The sequence below is a fragment of the Rathayibacter sp. AY1F3 genome, from assembly GCF_002931975.1.
Lineage (GTDB): Bacteria > Actinomycetota > Actinomycetes > Actinomycetales > Microbacteriaceae > Rathayibacter.
Genome location: NZ_PSVF01000001.1, coordinates 119,911 through 138,233 on the forward strand (window position 1 = coordinate 119,911; position 18,323 = coordinate 138,233).

Sequence of the window (18,323 nt, forward strand, 5' to 3'; positions counted from 1 at the left end):
GGGCGGTGGCCCGCGAGGAGGAGGACGACATGGCGAGGATCGTGCAGTACGAGCGGATCGGCGGGCCCGAGGTGCTCGAGACCGTCGAGGCGCCGGAGCCCGAGGCGGGGCCCGGCACCGTGGTGGTCGCCGTCCGCGCGGCCGGCGTGAACCCGATCGAGTGGAAGATGCGCTCCGGCCTGCGCCCGAGCCCGCCGTTCGACGGTCCGCGGAGGCTCGGGTCGGACGGCTCCGGCGTGGTCTCCGCCGTCGGTCCGGGCGTGACCGGTTGGAGCGTCGGAGACCGGGTGATCGTCAGCGGCGCCACCGGCACCTACGCGACCGCCGTCGCGGTCTCCCCCGACTCCCTCGATCCGCTCCCCGACGGACTCGGCTTCGAGGAGGCGGCCGCGCTCGGCATCCCGGTCTCCACCGCCTACCAGGCGGTGGTCTCGCTCGGCGTCGCGGAGGGATCGACGTTCGTCGTCCACGCGGGCGCCGGAGCGGTCGGCCGGGCGGCGATCCAGTTCGCCGTCGACCGCGGAGCCCGGGTGATCGCCACGGCGAGCCCGGCGAATCACGAGGCGCTGCGCGCGCTCGGAGCGGTGCCGGTCGCCTACGGGCCCGGACTGCTCGAGCGGCTGCGTGCCGCGGCGCCCGAGGGCGTCGACCGCGTGCTCGACGCGGCCGGGACGGACGAGGCGCTCGCCGCCTCGCTCGCGCTGGTGGAGGATCCGCAGCACGTCGGAACGGTGGTCGCCGGTCCTCGGGCGGCCGAGCTGGGCATCCGGGCCTGGAGCGGCGGCAGTCCCGTGCCGCTGACCGAGGAGGAGCAGCGCCTCCGCCGCGAGGGCGTGCCGCTGGCCGCCCGGCTGGCGAGCGAGGGGCGCTTCGCGGTCGCGACAGGTCCGCGCCTCCCTCTCGAGCAGGCCGCCGAGGCGCACCGGCTCAGCGAGGACGGCCACGTCCGCGGGAAGATCCTGCTCGTTCCCTGAGCCGGGCCGGCTCCCGGCATCCGTCTCCCCACCGCTTCCCCCGCTCTCACCGTCGAGAAGGAGTCCCCGTGTCCACTGACGACACCACCCCCGTGATCCTGGGGGGCGCCCGCACCCCGTTCGCCCGCTTCTCCGGAGCCTTCGCGCCGCTCTCGGGCGTCGAGCTCGGCGCCGCTGCCATCCGAGGGGCTCTCGAGCGCTCGGGCGCCTCCGCGGCCGACGTCGACGCGGTCGTACTCGGCCAGGTGATCCAGGCCGGAGCCGGTCAGGGCCCCGCCCGGCAGGCCGCGGTCCTCGCGGGCCTGGGCTGGGACGTCCCGGCGGTCACGATCAACAAGCTCTGCCTGTCGGGTCTCACCGCGGTGATCGACGCGGCGCGGATGATCCGGCTCGGCGAGGCGCAGGTGGTCGTCGCCGGAGGGCAGGAGTCGATGACCAACGCGCCGCACCTCCTGCTCGGATCCCGCTCGGGCCTGGGTGTCGGTCCGCGTCCGCTCGAGGACGCACTCCTCCACGACGGCCTGCTCGATCCGTTCGACCGCCGCCTGATGGGGAGGGTGACCGACGACGGCAACGCCGCACGGGGCATCCGCCGCGAGCGCCAGGACGCCTTCGCCGCGCTCTCGCACCAGCGGGCCGCCGCGGCACGGTCCACCGGCGTGCTCGCCGAGGAGATCGTGCCGGTCGCGGTTCCGCAGCGGCGCGGACCGGACCTCGTCGTGTCCGCCGACGACGGGATCCGGGAGGACAGCACGGTCGAGACGCTCGCCCGGCTGGCCCCCGCGTTCTCGCCCGAGGGCACGATCACGGCGGGCAGCTCGTCCCCGATCACGGACGGCGCCGCCGCGCTGGTCGTCGTGTCCCGCGGCTGGGCCCGCGAGCGCGGACTGCCCTGGCTCGCGACCGTCGCCGAGCACGGGCAGGTCGCCGGACCGGACAACTCCCTGCATTCACAGCCGTCGGCGGCGATCCTCCGGGCGCTCGGCCGCCGCGGTGCAGCGGTGTCCGACCTGGACCTGATCGAGATCAACGAGGCGTTCGCCTCCGTCGTCCTCCAGTCGGCGGACGATCTCGGCGTCGAGCCCGAGGCGGTCAACCCCGACGGCGGGGCGATCGCGCTCGGCCACCCTGTGGGCGCCTCCGGAGCACGGCTGGCCCTGCACCTGGCGCTGGCCCTCCGGCGCCGGGGCGGCGGTCTGGGCGTCGCCGCGCTCTGCGGCGGAGGCGGCCAGGGCGAGGCGCTGATCCTCGAGGGCTGACCCGCGGTCCGCCCCCAGGAGTGCGTCGGCGCCTCCGGCTACGCTCGCGGGATGAGCATCCTGAGCGCCGACGGCCTCGCCTTCGTCACCGAGCGCCACCTGGCCACCCTCTCCACCCCCGGCCGCCAGGGTCGCCTGCACGTGGTCGCCGTGGGCTTCACCTATGAGGACGGCGTCGTCCGCGTCATCACCTCCCGCGAGAGCCAGAAGGTGCTCAACGTCCGGCGGGGCGGCACCGCGACGGTCGGGCAGGTCGACGGCATCCGGTGGCTGAGCCTGGGCGGTCCGGCGACGATCGAGGAGGAGCCGGACGCCGTGCAGCACGCCGTCGAGCTCTACTCCCAGCGCTACCGCACCCCGCGCCCGAACCCCCTCCGCGTCGCTATCCGCATCGACGTCGACTTCGCCCTCGCCTCCTCCGGCCTGCGCGCGGAGTAGCCGGGTGGCCCGCGGCGACGCGCTGGGCGGGGGCGGTGCCGTCTCCTCCCTCCGCACCTACCGCTACGTCCGCCTCTCCCTGGTGGCGGCCGTGGTGCTCCTCACGGCCGGCCTCGTCCACCAGCTCGTCGTCGGAGGCCCGCTGCGCTCGATCAGCGCCTCGTACTACACCCCGGTCCGCTCCCTCTTCACCGGGGCGCTCTTCGCGGTCGGCGTCGCGCTGGTCGTCCTCGCCGGGAGGAGCGTGCGGCGCTTCCTCCTACTGCTGGCGGGCATGACGGCGCCGGTCATCGCGATCGTGCCGGTGCCCCTCGCCTCGGAGGAGCTGCAGCGCCTCCAGGGAGCGGTGTGCCCGGCGGGAGGGGCGTCGTGCCTTCCCGCGACGGCCGCGGGTGAGGTCGCCGCCTCCCTGCCCGCCTACCTGGTCACGGCCGCGGCCGTCCTCGTCGCCTCCGTGATCCTGCTCGCCCTCGACCGGGTCCTCGACCGCTGGGCGCTCGTCCGCACCGCGATCGCCGCCGCCCTCCTGATCGCCCTGGCGGCCTGGAGCACGCTCCCGTCGTTCCTGCGGCTCGGCCACTACGCCGCCGCCGGCGTCTTCTTCCTCCTCATCGCCGTCACCGCGGGTCTGCACGCCGTCGCGGTGCGCGAGGAGGGAGCGAGCGGGCCGGGGACGCCGCGCTTCTACTCCCGCTGCTACGCCGTTCTCGCGGTGCTGATCGCCGCGGTCGATGCGGCGCTGGTGCTCCTGCTTCTCACGGGGCGGGGAGCGGAACTTCTCGGCGAGCAGTGGCTCCTGCTCGGCGAGGCCGTCGCGCTCGCCCTCTTCGGGATCTTCTGGGTGCTGCAGACCGTCGAGAACTGGGATCGTCCCGACGTGCTGCTCGTCGCGCGGGGCTGAGGGGGCCGGTGACGGACGGCCCCCTCAGCCGCTCAGCGCTTGAGGGTGATCGAAGAGCTCCGCCCGAGGTTCCCTGCGGCGTCGGAGGCGTGCGCGACGATCGCGTAGCGCCCGGCCGGGTAGGAGGAGGCCGAGACGGTCAGGCGCCACGTGCCGTCCGACGCCCTCGTCGCGTCGCCCAGCCGCGTGGCTCCGCTCCAGAAGCTCAGCTTCGTCGTGCCGACGTCGTCCTTGGCGGTGGCGACCAGGGTGACAGAGCCGCGCACCGTCGATCCGCTCGTCGGCGCGGTGATGACGGTCTTCGGAGCCGTCGTGTCGCGCGACGGCGCGGGCGAGCCCGTGGGTGCCGGAGCAGGAGCCGCGGTGGGCGCCGACGTGGGAGTCGGGGTCGGGGTCGGAGCCGGTTCGTCGCCGAGGCCCCAGGCCGTCCACAGCTCCTCCGCGATCATCGCCTGGCCGGCGACGTTCGGGTGGAAGTAGTCGACGTCCGTCGAGAGCTGGTCGAGCGAGATCGGAGCCGCCGTGAGGGCGCCGCCGTCCCAGACGCAGTCGTTCGCGGCGGACGCGCAGGCCGATTCCAGTGCCTCGTTGAAGGCGGCCTCCCGGTCCTCCGCCGCCGCGAGCGAGGCGGTGTAGGCCGAGCCGGTCAGCGGGGCTCCGGTCGTCGCGTCGACTCCGCGCTGGGTCCGGCAGACCCCGCCCCAGGCCCAGATCGCGGCGCCCGGCGTCGACTTCACGGCCTCCCACTCCGACTCGATGTCCGGGACCGAGCCGACGAGCACCGTCGCCTCCGGCCACTCCTCGCCGATGGAGCGCAGTATCCGGGTCGCCGACGCCGCGAAGGAGGCCGCGGGCGTCATCGCGTAGCCGTCGCGGGAGTCGGGCGAGAGGCTCAGCGAGCAGAGGTCGTTGCCGCCGATCAGCAGCGTGACCACGTCCGGCTCCTCCCCGGCCGCGACCGCGGCGTCGATCCGCGACTCGACTCCGCTGATGACCGCGCCCGACTTCGCGTAGTTCACCGCGCGGACCGCCGTCCGCGGATCCGCCGCCGCCAAACGGCTCGCGATCGAGTCGACCGCGGGCGCCGATCCCGTCGCCCAGGAGTTCTCGACGCAGTCGCGGTTCACCCCGCAGGTCGTCGCCGCGCGCGTGATCGAGTCGCCGAGCGCGAGCAGCGTCTGCGTCCCGGACGCCTGCGCCGGCGGTGCCGCCAGGAGCCCCGCCAGGAGCGCGATCGCCCCCGCGCCGACCCCTGCTGCTCTCCGCCGTGCCCTGTGTGCTGTGGTCCCCATGTCGTCCCGTCCCCTGGTCGTCCATCGTTCGAGTGCCTCGCGTGCTGCGAGAGCACGAGGGGCGAGCGTACGTCGCCGCGGATCCCCCGACGGACCGGAGGAGGGCGGCTCCCGTCCGTCGCGGCCCGGATGGGGGACACGGAGGACGTCTGTCGGCGGTCGGGCGGGAGCGATCCGGGAGGGGAGAGGCGGGCGGCCGCGAGCACGACGGCTGCTCACCGCGGAGGACCGGCCTTCGGCCGCAGGGCGGGAACGGCAGGGCAGACGGCGAGCGCGACCAGCACGTTCTCGCAGAGCGGGCCGCCGGGAGAACGCAGAAGGCCCGCTCTCTCGAGCGGGCCTTCTGTGGTGGTGGATCCGAGGGGATTCGAACCCCTGACCTCTTCATTGCGAACGAAGCGCGCTACCAACTGCGCCACGGACCCGTGCCTTCCGAGCCGTCACCGGCCCGAACAACTCGTCCACACTAGCACGGACGAGCAGGCGCCTCGCACTCGGGTCAGGCCCCGCGGCGGCGCTGCAGCGCCTGGTCGAGGTCGATCGCGTCGACGCCGTCCACGACGCCCATCGCGGCGAAGCGGGAGGAGGGACGCGGCGCCTCGGGAGCGGGAGCGGCAGCACGCGGGACGCGCAGCGGCGCCACCTCGGGAGCGGTCGCGGCGGCGCGCTGGGCGAGCTCCGCCTCCGCCGCGGCGGTGCGCAGGCGCTCCACGGCGTCGATCGACGCCATCGCGGAGGCGGCCACCGTGCCCCGGGAGAGGTAGAGCGGCTTGGGGAGCGGCTGCGGCGTCCAGCTCGCACGGTCCTCGGCGAGCTCCTCGGAGGCGTCGTCCGCCGCATCCTCGGCGAGCTCGGCCTCGAAGACCTCGGCGCGCCGGCGCTCGGTCGCGGCGGCCGTCGTCGCTGCCGCGGCCGGAGCGGCGGCGCGGCGGCGACCCGGAGCCAGCAGGATCAGCGTGCCGAGCCCCGCGACGGCGAGGAGCAGGCCGACGAGCGGCACCGCACCCGTGCCGCCGAAGGGCAGCATCACGAGCCCGACCAGCGCGGCGACCGCCCCGACCAGCACGGCCAGCGCGGCGCCCTGGCGCCAGCGCAGGACCGAGGGCCCTGACCGCGTGCTCCGCCGTGCGCTCGCGGTCGCCCGTCGCAGCGCGTCGCGCGCCGCCTTCTCCGCCTGTGCCAGCTCCATCGCCTGTGCCTTCTCTTCGGCTCGTCGTCGTGTCTCGGTCACCCGGAGCCGGCGCTGCTGCAGCGCCACCTCGCGGGCCGTCGCCTCCGCACGCACGTGCTCGGGCACTTCCGCGGTCTCGGCGAGGATCCGCAGCGTCTGCTGCAGCCTCACCGCGTTGCGCTCGGTCGCGTTGTACGACCGCCTGCGCATCCACGTGGGGATCAGGTAGGCGACCCACAGAACGGCGGCGAGCGCCCAGACGACGCCCCCGCCCAGCCAGTCGCTACTCATGCGGACAACGCTAGGAGTACCGGGCACTCCCGTCCGTCATTACGGGTAGGTGTGTCCGTGCGGATCGCGGATCAGCCGGGGCCCCGTCGGAGGGACACCGGCGCCGTCGGAGGGTCCGGAGAGACCCGAGCGGCGCGAGGCGCGGAGGTCCGCGTCGGTCGGCACGCCGACCTCCGACGGGACCTGCCCGTCGAGGTAGCGGCGGAGCACGCCGCGGGGCACCTCCTCCGCCACGAGGGCGAAGCAGAAGTGGTCGCGCCAGTCGCCGTTGATGTGGATGAAGCGCCGCCGTAGGCCCTCGTAGCGGAAGCCGAGCTTCTCGACCACGCGCAGGCTCGGCCGGTTCTCCGGGCGGATGCAGATCTCGATCCGGTGCAGGCCCAGGTCGAGGAAGGCGTGGTCGGCCGCGAGGGCCACGGCGATCGGAGTGATCCCCCGCCCGGCGTAGCGCTCGGACACCCAGTAGCCGATCGACCCGGAGGAGAGCGAGCCGTACCCGATGTTCGAGATGTTGAGCTGCCCGGCGAGCTCGCCGTCCCAGTCGATGAGGAACGGCACTCCGCCGCCGGCCCGCGCGTTCTGCTGCAGCGAGCGGATGCTGGCGCGCACGTCGAACGCGGCGCCTCCCCGGGGGTCGGACGCCTCCCACTGGCGCAGCCACGACCGGTTCGCGATCAGCTCCCGCTCGAGAGGGCGGGCGTCGCGCACGCGGATGGGGCGGACGGTGACACGACCCTCGGTGAGCGTCGGGATCGGGAGCGGCATGATGCGACCCTACTGCTCCGCCGCACTGCGGGAGGGGGACTGGACTCCGGGGCGTTCCGTGCTTCCGTGGAACGGAGGAACGGACGGGATCCCCCGCCTCAGCAGGGGGTCCCGTCCGTTCCGGAGGCGCGCTCGCCGGGGCTCAGAGGCCGGCGACGAAGTCCTTCAGCCAGGGCTTGAGGTCCTTGCCGAGGTCGTCGCGGTCGGAGGCGAGCTGCACGATGGCCTTGATGTAGTCGAGCTTGTCGCCGGTGTCGTAGCGGCGGCCGCGGAACACGACGCCGTAGACGCCGCCGAACTCGGCCGGATCCTGGGCCATGCGCTCCAGCGCGTCGGTCAGCTGGATCTCGCCGCCCTTGCCCGGAGCGGTGTGCTCGAGCACGCCGAACACGTCGGGCTTCAGCACGTAGCGGCCGATGATCGCGAGGTTCGAGGGGGCGTCCTCCTTGGAGGGCTTCTCGACCAGGCCGGTGATCCGCACCACGTCGTCCTCGTCGGTCGCCTCGACCGCCGCGCAGCCGTAGAGGTGGATCTGGTCGGGGTCGACCTCGAGCAGCGCGACCACCGTGGTGTCGCGCTGCTCGGCGACGTCGATCATGCGCGAGAGCAGCGGGTCGCGGGCGTCGATCAGGTCGTCGCCGAGGAGCACGGCGAAGGGCTCGTCGCCGACGTGGCGCTGCGCGCGGGAGACCGCGTGGCCGAGGCCCTTCGGCTCGCCCTGACGGACGAAGTGCACGTCGGCGAGGTCGCTGGCGTACTTGACGTGCTCGAGCTTCTTGTCGTCCTTCTTCTGGGACAGGTTCTGCTCGAGCTCGGGCACCGAGTCGAAGTGGTTGGCGAGCGCGTTCTTGTTGCGCCCGATGATCACGAGCACGTCCTGGAGGCCGGCGTCCGCCGCCTCCTCGACCACGTACTGGATCGCCGGCTTGTCGACGACCGGCAGCATCTCCTTGGGGATGGCCTTCGTCGCCGGCAGGAAGCGGGTGCCGAGACCTGCGGCGGGGATGACTGCTTTGCGGATTCGAGTGCCCATGGGGCGCCATCCTAGCGGCGGGGGAAGTCGCGGGAGTTTCGCGCCAGGACCGGCGACGGAAGGCGCCGGACCCCGTTCCGGGGCGGTCCGTGACGAGCGTCCCTCAGGGTCGTCCGCGCGGAGGCCGGCGCGGGGCCCGGTTCTAGACTGAGCGCATGCCAGCCGACATCACGCACGAGAAGCGGGCGCTGCGCGCCGAGCTGCGCGAGCGCCGCCGCACGCAGACCTCGACCGCTCGCGAGCAGGCCGCGGAGCAGATCACCGCCCACCTGATCGAGCTCGCCACCCGCGTGGGGGCCCGCTCCCTCGCGTGCTACCTCTCCGCTCCGGACGAGCCGAGCACCCGGCCGTTCCTGGGCTGGGCCGAGAGCCACGGCATCCGCGTCCTCTTCCCCGTCTCGCGCCAGGACGGCCTGCTCGACTGGGCGGTCGGCGACGGCCACACCGAGACCCAGGGCCTGTTCGGCATGCCCGAGCCCGTCGGGCAGCTGCTCGGCCCCATCGCGATCAACGACGTCGACCTCATCGTCGTCCCGGCCGCCACCGTCGACCGGCAGGGGATGCGGATGGGCTGGGGGCGCGGCTACTTCGACAAGACCCTCGGCTCGATGGAGAAGTGCCCGCCGGTCTACGCCGTCGTCTTCGACAGCGAGCTCGTCGACCGGGTGCCCAGCGAGGTCCACGACCAGGCCGTCGACGGAGTCGTCACTCCCTCCGGCATCGTCGACCTGCGCCACTGACCCCGTCCTCCTTCTCCCCCACCCGCCTCCGAGGAGCCCCCTGTGCCCACCTACTCCTACCGCTGCACGCAGTGCGGCAACGCCTTCGACATCCAGCAGAAGTTCACCGACGACACGCTCACCGAGTGCCCGAGCTGCCAGGGGGCGCTGCGCAAGGTGTTCAGCGCGGTCGGCGTGACCTTCAACGGCTCGGGCTTCTACCGCACCGACTCCCGCTCCGGCGGGAAGTCGAGCGAGGGCGGCTCCTCCTCCTCGGGATCCGGCTCGTCCGGCTCGGGCTCGTCCGACTCGTCGTCGGGCTCCTCGGGATCGGGCGGCTCCTCCTCGGGATCCTCCGGGTCGTCGGGCTCGGGCGGCTCGGGCGGCTCCTCGTCCGGTTCGGGGTCCTCGGGCTCCGGATCGTCCTCCTCCTCGTCGTCCTCGGGCTCCTCCGGGTCCTCCTCCTCGGGCTCCTCCTCCGGGAGCTGACCCGCCACCCACCGCTCACGGCAGAAACGGAACGATCATGATCAACGGCTTCAAGGAGTTCATCCTCCGCGGCAACGTCATCGACCTGGCTGTCGCCGTGGTCATCGGCGCCGCCTTCACGACCATCGTCAACGCGATCGTGACGGGGATCTTCAACCCGCTCATCGGCGTGATCTTCGACGCCTCCTCCCTCGAGACCCTGGTCTGGACCATCCGGCCGGGAGAGAACGGCGAGGACCCGACCGTCATCGCCTACGGCTCGGTCGTCTCGGCCCTGATCCAGTTCGTGATCGTCGCCTTCGTCCTCTACTTCGCGTTCGTCCTGCCGATCAACCACCTCAAGAACGCCGCGTTCGCCAAGAAGGCCGCCGACGCCCCCGCCGCGGAGGACAAGGCCCCCACCGAGCTCGAGCTCCTCGCCGACATCCGCGACCTGCTCGCCAACAACGGCACCGCCACCACCGCGAACTCCGGCAAGCACGTCGACTGAGTCGCTCTGTCGTCTTCCGCCGGAGGCGGAAGAGGACCGCGGTCGGCTTCCCGATCGGGGAACGCTTCGCAGAGCGTTGTGCGAACGGTGCGTCCGAAACGTCGGCACGCGTTTCGGACGGCACCTGCATCTTCGGGAGGTCGCCGATCGGGACCTTGAGCGACTTTGGCGGGGACCGACCGGCCCTGTCTCCACGCGTCCATCCGCTCGTCGAGCGGGGGCGCGCCGGGGGAAGGTCCGAGGTCGCCGACGGGACATGTCTCGACTCGCGGATCACCGACCGGTCCGGCTGACCTCAGTAGTGCGGGGGGACGTCCTGGCGCAGGCGCGCGTCGTTCGGGCCGGTGTCGGGGCGCGCGGGCGGCGCGGAGGGGTCGGCGACCGGAGCGTCGTGCGGGGACGGATCGGTGCCGGGCTTCGCGGGGAGCGTCGCCCGCCGGCCGCCGCGGGTGCGCCGCAACGGGCGGTCGGCACCCGCGGGGGCGTCGGGATCCGGCGCCACGATCAGTCGTGCGGCAGCGGCTCGACGGGCTGCGTCTCCCCCGACGCCGGAGCGGCGGCGGCGGCAGGAGCGGCGGGAGCAGCAGGAGCCTCGCCGGCGGCGGGAGCAGGGGTCTGCTCCTCCCCCGCGGTCGCACCGATCAGCCCGGCCACCCGCGCGGCCACGGCCTCGGGGTCGGCGAACAGCTCGAAGTTGTGCACCCGCAGGTAGTGCCAGCCCAGCCGGCGCAGCAGCTCCGGACGCAGGCGCAGCGACACGCGCAGGCTCTGCGTGCTCACGTCGCGGTCGGTCTCGACCACCACGGCACGGGTCCCGTGCGCGGCGACGAGCGCCAGCTTGCCCTTGTGCCCGATGTTGACCCGGAGTCCGCGGCGCTCGAGGCGCGCGGCGAGATCCACCAGCATCGGCTCCGAGTAGTCGTCGCGGTCGCTCGGCTGGACGCGGTCCTCCGCCTCCTGCAGCACCTGCGCGAGCGCGACCATGCCGTATCGCATGCGCGACTCGTCGATGTCGCCCGGGCGGAAGCACGAGACGATGTCCATCGAGCGGCGGGCACGGGTCATCCCGACCGCCAGCAGACGCTCTCCGCCCGGCTCCGCGAGCGCGCCGAAGTTCGACAGCAGGCGGCCGTGGGGCGTCCGGCCGTAGCCGATCGAGAAGATGACGCGGTCACGGCTCTGCGCGACCGACTGCTCCAGAGTCACGACGGCGAAGGGCTCGGGCCGATCGCCGAGGATGAAGTCGCTCAGGTCGGTGCGCTTGGCGAAGGCCGTCAGCACCGCCTGCTGCACCCGCACGGCGTGGCGAGGGCTCGCAGTGATGACCATCAGCGACTCGCGCGGACGGATCACGGCGTGCTCGAGCACCAGCTCGACCACCTTCGCGACCTCGGCGTCGACGGACTCGACGGCTCCGGAGTCGTTCTCGGGCATGCCGTGCCCGCTCGCGATGTAGTGGAAGCGGAGCGAGTCGTGTCCGAGGAACGAGCCGGCCCAGGGCAGCGAGTCGATGCGGCCGCCGTAGAAGCGGCGGTTGACCAGCTCGGCCAGGTCCTCGCCGCCCGCGCGGTAGCTGCGGGTGAGCGTGACGGTGTTGAGCAGCTCGCCGAGTCGGGCGAGCGCCGACTGGGCGTGCAGCGCCTCCACGTCGGTCCGCGAGGCGGTGGAGCCGAACTCCGGCGTCTCGTCGACGCGCAGGCCGAAGGGAGTGGGGGTCTGCGTGACCGGATCGCCGAACGCGACGACCTGCTTCGCCCGGCGGATCGCTCCGACGTTCTCGGCCAGCGTGGTCGCCCCGGCGTCGACGAGGAACACCGCGTCGAAGGTCGTCTCGGTGCCGATGCGGTGCACCTCGTACGGCGAGGCGAGCCAGGCCGGAGCGAGCACGCGCGAGAGGTGCGGAGCGGCCTTCTGCAGCTCCTGAGGGGTCGTCGCCGCCTCGGTGCGCAGCAGCGCGCGCAGCGCGTCGCGCTCCTGCGGCCAGTCGACGAGCCCGATCTTCCAGGTCTCGGAGAGCTTCCAGGCCAGCAGCTCGGCGCTCGAGGCGGCGTGCGCCTCGTCGACGAGCTTGAAGTCGGCCTCGAGCCGGTCGAGCACGCTCGTGTTGCCGCCGAGCAGCGCACGCTCGTCGGTCAGCATGATCTCGAGCGCCGAGCGCCACCAGGCCAGGTCCAGCTCGCCCGCGACCAGCTCGGCCGGCACGTGGCGGCGCGAGAGGTCGGTGAGCAGCGGGTCCAGGCCCCAGTCGCGCAGGGTGGCGAGGAGGGTCGTCCGCTCCTGGAGGTTGGCCAGCACCTCGCTGTCCTCGGCGAGGCCGGACACCATCGAGGCCAGCTCGGCGAGAGGGAGCGAGGCGAGCTGCAGGTTCGTCCCGCGGCGGCCGAGCGGCTCGTCGAGACGGCTCAGCTGGTCGGTCACCTGCTGGTAGGCCACCTGCACGTCGGCGACGCCGACCGGGACCTCGGGGATCGTGCCGGCGACCGCGTAGCGCTGCCACAGCGTCCGCTGCTGCTGCACCCGGCGGAGCGCCGCGTTGAGGTCGGTGACGTGCGCGCCGGGACGCAGGTACTCGCGGGCGAGCTTCTTCAGGCGCCGGCGGTTGGTGGACGACATCTCGGCGGCCTCGCGGCGCGGCGAGGTGGCGACGATGAGGTCCTGGATCGAGCGGTCGAAGACGGCCGGCTGGAACTTGTCCAGCGTCTCGCGGACGTCCTGCAGCAGGCGCAGGTAGATGCCGAGCTCGGCGACCGACTCGAACGGGCGCATCCGCGTCTGGCCGATGACGTCCTGGGCGCGGTCGAGCAGGCGCGGCAGGTCGCGCAGGTGCAGGCGCTTGGCCAGCTCGTGGGCGATCTCGGCGTCGGCGGTGGAGTCGAACTGGGCCCCGTACCAGGGCGAGTCGCCCGGGCCGTAGCGGAACTCGCCCAGGCGCGCCGACTCGATCAGCATCCGGGTCGCCTCGGGGCGGCTGTGCGCGAGAGCGGTGACGGAGCGGCGGTCGAGGCGGGCGGCGGTCGACGGGGGCGTCCGCAGCTGCGAGAGGCGGGCGAGCTCCTCGAGGGCCTGCAGCGCCGAGACGCCGAAGCTCTCGTCGCGCCGGGAGAGCGCGCCGCGGTAGTCGAGCAGCACCTTCCGCAGCCGGAGCAGGGCGTCGTCGATCTCGCTGACGGAGGGGCGCGCGGCCTTCTCGTTGCGGCCGATCGACTGGATGAGGTCGCGGCGGAGCGTGCGGGGCCCGACCGCGATGCCGCCCAGGCCCGCCGAGAGCAGGCGCTGGTGGATGCTGTCGAGGCTCGACCGGCGGGCGCTGACGACCAGCACGCGCTTGTGCTGGGCGGCCAGGGCGCCGATCGCGTTGACGATGGTCTGGGTGCCGCCCGTGCCGGGAAGGGTCTTCACGACGAGCGAGTTGCCGGCCGCGATGTTCGCGATCACCTGCTCCTGCTCGGCGTCCGCGTCGAGGAGGAGGTTGTCGGTCGCCGGAGGACGCTCGTCCTGCGGGATGATCGACGCCACCTTCTGCGACTGCTGCAGCGCCCGCTTGGCGGCCGGGTTCCCGGCGACGGCGTCGAGGACCGGGTGCTCGAGCATCCGGGCGTCGCGGAGCATGTCGCCCGCCACGTCGGCGAAGCTCGAGACCACGAGGCGCGGGTGCACGGCGAACCACGGCAGGTGCGAGGTCAGGCCGCGCAACTGGTCGATGACCGGCTGCGGCTTGAAGACGCCGTTCTGCACGGCCAGCTCGACGAACTGCTCGGGGTCGATCGTGATGCCGAACTGCTGCTTGAGGGCGCGCGCGAGCTGCGGATTGAAGTAGGGCTGACCCTTGAGCTTGAGCTCGAAGTCGCGGCCGTAGCGGCGGATGGCGAGCGGGCGCAGGAGCACGGGTGCGGTGAACTCCGTGTCGCCGGCGCGCCACTGGGCGAGGCCGATGGCGAGGTGGACGCCCTCGATGCCGCGGACCGAGCGCAGCTCGATCCCCTTGTCGGTGATCGCACCCGCGGCGTTCTTCGCGGTGCGCAGGGCGAGCTCGTCGCGGATGAGCGAGGAGAGGAGCGTCGTCTTGCCCGAGATGAACGGGGGCAGCCCGCCGGGGTGCGTGGTCGAGAGCTCGATGCGCGTCCGGGGCGAGTCCACGAAGTGGAGCAGGGGCGACGGACCGCCGACCTTGGCGAGCTCGTCGCGCCACGACTGCCACACCGGATCGGCCACGTTGCCGCCCTGGTAGCCGGCCTCGCCGCTCGTCACCTGCACGGGAGAGGTCGCCGTCGGGGAGAGCCGATGCGCGGACGCCTCCCCCTGGTCACCGGATTCGGGTGAGGTCGCCACCGGTCCGGCTCCTGGGAAATCGTCGACTCGTTGCACACGGACACCCTAAACCGGGCACCTCCGAAAGGCCGTAGCGACGCGGGTCGGCGGCACGGCACCTCCGTACGGCTCACCGGGCCGGAGCATCGGAGGAACGCGGAGCCCAGGGTCGGATCGGCGAGCGCGCCCGCCCGATCGGGGCGGGCGGGGGTCAGGAGGGCCAGACGGCCAGGGGCGGCGCCGTCTCGACCCGGCGCTCGTCGCCGACCACGCGGATCCGGCTGCTCACGCGGTCGTGCCCGGCGGCCGCGGCGACCGCGGTCATGACGAGCCGGGCGTGGTCGCGCGTGAGATGCCCGAAGGCGCTCCGCAGATCGACGGGACGGCCGGTGGCGAGCGACACGGCGATGCGGGCGACCGCCTCCTCCGAGAGGTCGAGGAGGCACGCCTGCTCGGCGAGGACGGCGAAGTCGATCCGCGGCGCGGCCTCCGTGGCGGCACCGGCCGCCCACGGGTGCTCGGGGCGGAGGCAGCCGGCGCGGACGAGGAGCTGCTCCGCGGCTTCGAGGCCGGGCCCGGCGAGGACGGGGATCATGCCGCGGTCCGCTCGGCGCGGCGCCCGGAGGCGCGGACCCCGACGGACACGACGGCCGACAGCAGGCAGGCGACGCCGGCGATCAGCGGCGCGAGCCAGCCGAGGACGCTCACCTCGTCGACGTCCGTGCCGAAGTACTGCCAGTGCGCGATGGCGTAGACGAAGAGGGAGAAGAAGCAGAGCGCGACGCCCGTGAGCGCCGACACCAGGTCTGCCGGACGGACGAGGGGCTCGTGCTCCGCCGAGGCGGCCTGCTCGATCGCGGGCTCGGAGAGGGCGGCGGCCGGGACCTGCGGGAGGGTCGCGGTGGCGGGGTGCTGCGTCATGTCTCCGAGGGAACCAGCCGCGCGGTGTCACGGTCGTCACTCGCTGGCATGACGTCCTGAGCCGAGCGGATGGTGGCGCAGTCGGCCGGTCAGGGAGCGACGGGGACGTCCGCTCGGGCCGGTCGGCGTCCGAGCGACGACTGGAACCGCAGCAGGTACCCGTCGGGATCGGCGACCACCAGCTGACGGACGCCCGCCTCCTCCGCTCCGACCCGGTACCAGCGGGTCTCGAGCGGCGAGAACAGCGGCGTCCCGGCCTCGGCGAGCGCCGCCGCCGTCCGGTCCGCGTCGTCGACGTGCAGCTGCAGGTTCATCCCCCGGCCGAGCGGGCGCTCCAGCGGTGCCGCGATCCAGTTGCGGCCCCGACCCGCCTCTTCGAGCATCACGTGCGCGGAGCCGAGGACCAGGTACGCGAAGCCCTCCTCGGGCCGGGCGTAGTGGATCCGGAACCCGCAGGGACCGCACCAGAATCCCAGGCTCCGGTCGAGGTCGGCGACGAGCAGCTCGGGGACGAGATCGGGATCGGCCATCCGCGCGGTCTACGCCTCGGCGCCCTCGGGGCGCTTCGTGCGGCCCGGGAGCAGGAGCAGGCCCGAGACGCCCACGACGATCAGCAGGATGGCCGCGACCGTGACGAAGGAGGCCAGCGCCAGCACGGGCATGATGATCGTCAGGACGCCCGCGATGACCGAGGCGATCCCTGCCGCGATCGGCAGCCACGCGGGGCCGGCGACGGTGCGGCCGCTGGTGATGCTCGAGACGCCGTCGAGGATCCAGCCCGCGCCGATCACGAGGCCCAGGACGCTCAGCGACTCGAACGGGTTCGACAGGCACAGGATGCCCGTGACCAGGATCAGGGCGCCGAGCAGGCCCGCGAGCCAGCGCACCCGGGCATCGAGCCGCGAGGCGGTGAAGGCCAGCAGCAGGCGGAAGACGCCCGCGGCGATCAGGTGGATGCCGAAGACGATGGCGACGGTCAGCAGCGTCGGACCGGGGATCAGGACGGCGATGACGCCGAGCACGATCGCGATCAGCGAGACGGCGATGATCCACCAGCGCTCGACGGAGGTGCGGGACATCGTGGGCGCGGCGGTCTCGGACATGGCGTTCCTTCGCGTCGGGGAGTGCGGACCCCTCGAACGTTAGGGCACCGGGGCGGGGTGGCGCGGGGCCTTGCGCCCGCCCGCCCGAGGACGCAGGTCAGTGGCGCGATCCGGTGCGCGCCGCGGCACGGTGCCGCCGCACGCGGCGCACAACGAGCGCGAGCAGCAGCACGCCGAACGCGCTGTAGATGATCGCGTCGAGCACGCCCGCGTACTGGTCGACGAGCTCGTACTGCGTGCCGAGGGCCGCGCCGAGGCCGATCAGCAGGCCGTTCCAGACGCCGGAGCCGAGGATCGTCAGTCCCGAGAACAGCAGCAGGTTCATCCGCTCGGCCCCTGCGGGGAGCGAGATGAGGCTGCGCACGCCCGGGATGAGGCGACCGAAGAGGACCGCCCAGGTGCCGTGCCGGCGGAACCAGCCGACCGCCTTCTCGAAGTCCTCGCGGTCGACCAGCGGGAGCTTGGAGAGCAGGCGGATCGAGCGCTCCGTGCCGATGCGGTGGCCGAGCGCGTAGAGGATCAGGCCGCCGAGGTAGGCGCCGAGGGTCGCCGTGATCACAACCAGCACCAGGTTCATCCGGCCCTGCTGGGCGAGGAAGCCGGCCAGCGGCAGCACGAGCTCGCTCGGGATCGGCGGGAACACCGTCTCGATCAGCGTCAGCAGGCCGACGCCCGCCTCTCCGAGCGCGGCGATCACCCGCGCGGCGACGCCGACGAGCCCGGAGAGCTCGTCGATGCTGTCGGAGGAGGAGGCGGTCGCCACGGAGGCGGGGGCGAGGGCGAGGGTCGCGATCGTCATGACTGAGAAGCTACTCAGTCCGCCGCGCGCGCACCTGGGAATCCGGCGGCCCGCTCAGGGGCGGCCGGTGAGCACGACGGTGTCCGTTCCCTGCAGCCGCACCTCGACCGAGGCGATCTCGGACAGCGGGAGCCCGGTGGCGAGGCTGGGCTCCATCGTCGTCCCCGGCGCGCTCGTCCACGATCCGACGGCCTCGGTGCCGCCCGAGGTGTCCGTGACGTAGAGGACGTAGCCGGCCGAGCCCGCGTACTGCTCGGCCGTGTCGGCCCAGCTGCAGTCCATGTCGATCCGCGTGCCCCACTGCTGCGGCACGAACCGCACGGAGGCCTCGACGGGGACGCCCGGAGCCGCGGCGAGCGAGACGGTCGAGCCGACGGTCTCGACGGGGGCGAGGGACGGGCCGATCGCGAGCGGCAGGGCGACGGCGGCGGCGGCCGAGACGCCCGCGGCGGCGAGCACCAGGCCCGCGATGCGCAGCCGCGTCCGGCGGCGGACGGAGTCGGTGGCCGCGGCGAGGCGGGTCAGCAGTGCCGCCGGAGCCGGATCGCCGGCCGCCTCCGGCTCCTCGACCAGGCGCATCGCCTCGTCCTGGGGCAGGTGGGCCAGCAGGCCCGGCAGCGGGACGAACTCGGCGAGGGACTCGCGGCAGCCGGGGCAGGCGCGCAGGTGCAGCTCGTACTCGCGGCGGTCGGCGGCGGTCAGGGATCCGAGGAGGTACGCGGCGTCCCAGTCGCGGAAGGGGTCGTCGTGCCGGTCGTCGGAGGAGGGGTCGCGGTTCACAGCTCCGTCACCCCCCGCTCCTGCAGTGCGAGCTTGAGGGCCCGCATCCCGTAGTGCATCCGAGACTTGACGGTGCCCGGGGCGATCCCCAGCAGCGCGGCGATCTCGGTGACCGTGCGGCCGCCGTAGTAGGCGTGCACGATGACGGCGCGGTGGTCGTGGCTCAGTCCGCTGAGCGCGTCCGAGAGCAGCCAGGCGTCGAGCACCTGGTCGGTGCGGTCGGCGGTCGGGCGCTCGGGGACCTCGTCCGTGCCCAGCTCCCGGGCGTAGCGGGCGCTGCGGCGGTCGTCGATGACGAGGTTCCGGGCCACGGTGTAGAGCCAGGAGCGGGCGGCGGCCTCGCCCTGGGCGAGGATCTCGGGGTGCTTCCAGGCGCGCAGCAGCGCCTCCTGCACGACGTCCTCCGCCATCTGGCGGTCGCCGGTCAGGCGCAGCACGAACCGCCAGAGCGCGCTGGCGTGCTCGTCGTGCAGCGCACGCAGCATCTGGGCCTGATCCTCGGACATCTCCACCTCTTCCTCCACCAACGTAACGGGGGCCCGAACGGTTCAGCCGGTTCGCGCGAGCGGCCCCACTCTGGTACTCCGGAG

20 protein-coding genes and 1 tRNA gene are annotated in these 18,323 nt (G+C 73.5%); 7 read left to right on the forward strand and 14 right to left on the reverse strand.

Features of this window, described 5'->3' with window-relative positions; translation table 11 throughout:
• The first annotated feature begins 29 nt into the window (after nucleotides 1-29).
• The 4 genes from C5C39_RS00535 to C5C39_RS00550 all read left to right on the forward strand — a co-directional run bounded on the left by C5C39_RS00535 (nucleotide 30) and on the right by C5C39_RS00550 (nucleotide 3,572).
• Nucleotides 30-974, forward strand: a complete 945-nt coding sequence (locus tag C5C39_RS00535; protein ID WP_104352486.1) for an NADP-dependent oxidoreductase — start codon at nucleotides 30-32, stop codon at nucleotides 972-974.
• A gap of 68 nt (nucleotides 975-1,042) precedes the next feature.
• The gene (locus tag C5C39_RS00540; protein ID WP_104232853.1) at nucleotides 1,043-2,233 is read left to right on the forward strand and encodes an acetyl-CoA C-acyltransferase; all 1,191 of its coding nucleotides are present in this window, start codon (nucleotides 1,043-1,045) and stop codon (nucleotides 2,231-2,233) included.
• 51 nt (nucleotides 2,234-2,284) lie between these two features.
• A complete protein-coding gene (locus tag C5C39_RS00545; RefSeq protein WP_104223212.1) occupies nucleotides 2,285-2,671 on the forward strand; it encodes a pyridoxamine 5'-phosphate oxidase family protein in 387 nt (128 codons plus the stop codon).
• A gap of 4 nt (nucleotides 2,672-2,675) precedes the next feature.
• Nucleotides 2,676-3,572: a hypothetical protein gene (locus tag C5C39_RS00550; protein ID WP_104315159.1), complete on the forward strand. Its 897-nt coding sequence runs from the start codon at nucleotides 2,676-2,678 to the stop codon at nucleotides 3,570-3,572.
• Between the two features lie 32 nt (nucleotides 3,573-3,604).
• Here the strand turns inward: C5C39_RS00550 and C5C39_RS00555 are convergent, their stop codons facing one another.
• The 5 genes from C5C39_RS00555 to galU form a co-directional block, all read right to left on the reverse strand.
• Nucleotides 3,605-4,864 (reverse strand): GDSL-type esterase/lipase family protein, encoded by a 1,260-nt coding sequence (locus C5C39_RS00555; protein ID WP_104352408.1) that lies wholly within the window; start codon nucleotides 4,862-4,864, stop codon nucleotides 3,605-3,607.
• A 349-nt stretch (nucleotides 4,865-5,213) separates the two neighbouring features.
• Nucleotides 5,214-5,289: transfer RNA gene (locus C5C39_RS00560), tRNA-Ala, on the reverse strand.
• Between the two features lie 74 nt (nucleotides 5,290-5,363).
• A complete protein-coding gene (locus tag C5C39_RS00565) occupies nucleotides 5,364-6,326 on the reverse strand; it encodes a hypothetical protein (protein WP_104352409.1) in 963 nt (320 codons plus the stop codon).
• Between the two features lie 39 nt (nucleotides 6,327-6,365).
• Nucleotides 6,366-7,091, reverse strand: coding sequence for a GNAT family N-acetyltransferase (locus tag C5C39_RS00570; protein WP_104223217.1), 726 nt, complete (start codon nucleotides 7,089-7,091; stop codon nucleotides 6,366-6,368).
• A 142-nt stretch (nucleotides 7,092-7,233) separates the two neighbouring features.
• On the reverse strand, nucleotides 7,234-8,124 hold the full coding sequence (galU, locus tag C5C39_RS00575) for a UTP--glucose-1-phosphate uridylyltransferase GalU (RefSeq protein ID WP_104223218.1): 891 nt from the start codon (nucleotides 8,122-8,124) through the stop codon (nucleotides 7,234-7,236).
• Nucleotides 8,125-8,279: 155 nt separating this feature from the next.
• Between galU and C5C39_RS00580 the strand changes: the two genes are divergently transcribed.
• From C5C39_RS00580 to mscL, 3 genes are read left to right on the forward strand one after another with little or no spacing between them, the layout of a single operon-like run.
• On the forward strand, nucleotides 8,280-8,864 hold the full coding sequence (locus C5C39_RS00580; protein ID WP_104352410.1) for a 5-formyltetrahydrofolate cyclo-ligase: 585 nt from the start codon (nucleotides 8,280-8,282) through the stop codon (nucleotides 8,862-8,864).
• Between the two features lie 42 nt (nucleotides 8,865-8,906).
• A complete protein-coding gene (locus tag C5C39_RS00585; protein ID WP_104352411.1) occupies nucleotides 8,907-9,332 on the forward strand; it encodes an FmdB family zinc ribbon protein in 426 nt (141 codons plus the stop codon).
• Between the two features lie 37 nt (nucleotides 9,333-9,369).
• Nucleotides 9,370-9,822 carry a large conductance mechanosensitive channel protein MscL gene (gene mscL, locus C5C39_RS00590; protein ID WP_181072883.1) on the forward strand — a complete coding sequence of 151 codons (453 nt, stop codon included), beginning with the start codon at nucleotides 9,370-9,372 and terminating at the stop codon, nucleotides 9,820-9,822.
• Between the two features lie 295 nt (nucleotides 9,823-10,117).
• Here the strand turns inward: mscL and C5C39_RS00595 are convergent, their stop codons facing one another.
• The 9 genes from C5C39_RS00595 to C5C39_RS00635 form a co-directional block, all read right to left on the reverse strand.
• Nucleotides 10,118-10,324, reverse strand: a complete 207-nt coding sequence (locus C5C39_RS00595; RefSeq protein WP_104232858.1) for a hypothetical protein — start codon at nucleotides 10,322-10,324, stop codon at nucleotides 10,118-10,120.
• Between the two features lie 2 nt (nucleotides 10,325-10,326).
• Nucleotides 10,327-14,151, reverse strand: a complete 3,825-nt coding sequence (locus C5C39_RS00600; protein WP_374953661.1) for a DEAD/DEAH box helicase — start codon at nucleotides 14,149-14,151, stop codon at nucleotides 10,327-10,329.
• Nucleotides 14,152-14,341: 190 nt separating this feature from the next.
• Nucleotides 14,342-14,725, reverse strand: a complete 384-nt coding sequence (locus tag C5C39_RS00605; RefSeq protein ID WP_104232859.1) for a hypothetical protein — start codon at nucleotides 14,723-14,725, stop codon at nucleotides 14,342-14,344.
• Nucleotides 14,722-15,051, reverse strand: coding sequence for a hypothetical protein (locus C5C39_RS00610; protein WP_104226447.1), 330 nt, complete (start codon nucleotides 15,049-15,051; stop codon nucleotides 14,722-14,724). Before C5C39_RS00610 ends, C5C39_RS00605 begins: the two co-directional genes overlap by 4 nt.
• A gap of 89 nt (nucleotides 15,052-15,140) precedes the next feature.
• Complete coding sequence (locus C5C39_RS00615) at nucleotides 15,141-15,581, reverse strand: VOC family protein (RefSeq protein WP_104225074.1); 441 nt, start codon at nucleotides 15,579-15,581, stop codon at nucleotides 15,141-15,143.
• Nucleotides 15,582-15,590: 9 nt separating this feature from the next.
• Nucleotides 15,591-16,154: an HdeD family acid-resistance protein gene (locus tag C5C39_RS00620; protein WP_104352412.1), complete on the reverse strand. Its 564-nt coding sequence runs from the start codon at nucleotides 16,152-16,154 to the stop codon at nucleotides 15,591-15,593.
• Between the two features lie 97 nt (nucleotides 16,155-16,251).
• Entirely contained in the window at nucleotides 16,252-16,953 is a 702-nt protein-coding gene (locus C5C39_RS00625) for a DedA family protein (RefSeq protein WP_104225072.1), read from the reverse strand.
• Between the two features lie 54 nt (nucleotides 16,954-17,007).
• Nucleotides 17,008-17,733 (reverse strand): anti-sigma factor, encoded by a 726-nt coding sequence (locus C5C39_RS00630; RefSeq protein WP_104295921.1) that lies wholly within the window; start codon nucleotides 17,731-17,733, stop codon nucleotides 17,008-17,010.
• Nucleotides 17,730-18,239, reverse strand: a complete 510-nt coding sequence (locus tag C5C39_RS00635) for a sigma-70 family RNA polymerase sigma factor (RefSeq protein WP_104225070.1) — start codon at nucleotides 18,237-18,239, stop codon at nucleotides 17,730-17,732. The genes C5C39_RS00630 and C5C39_RS00635 overlap by 4 nt, the downstream gene beginning before the upstream one ends.
• Nucleotides 18,240-18,323: the final 84 nt, after the last annotated feature.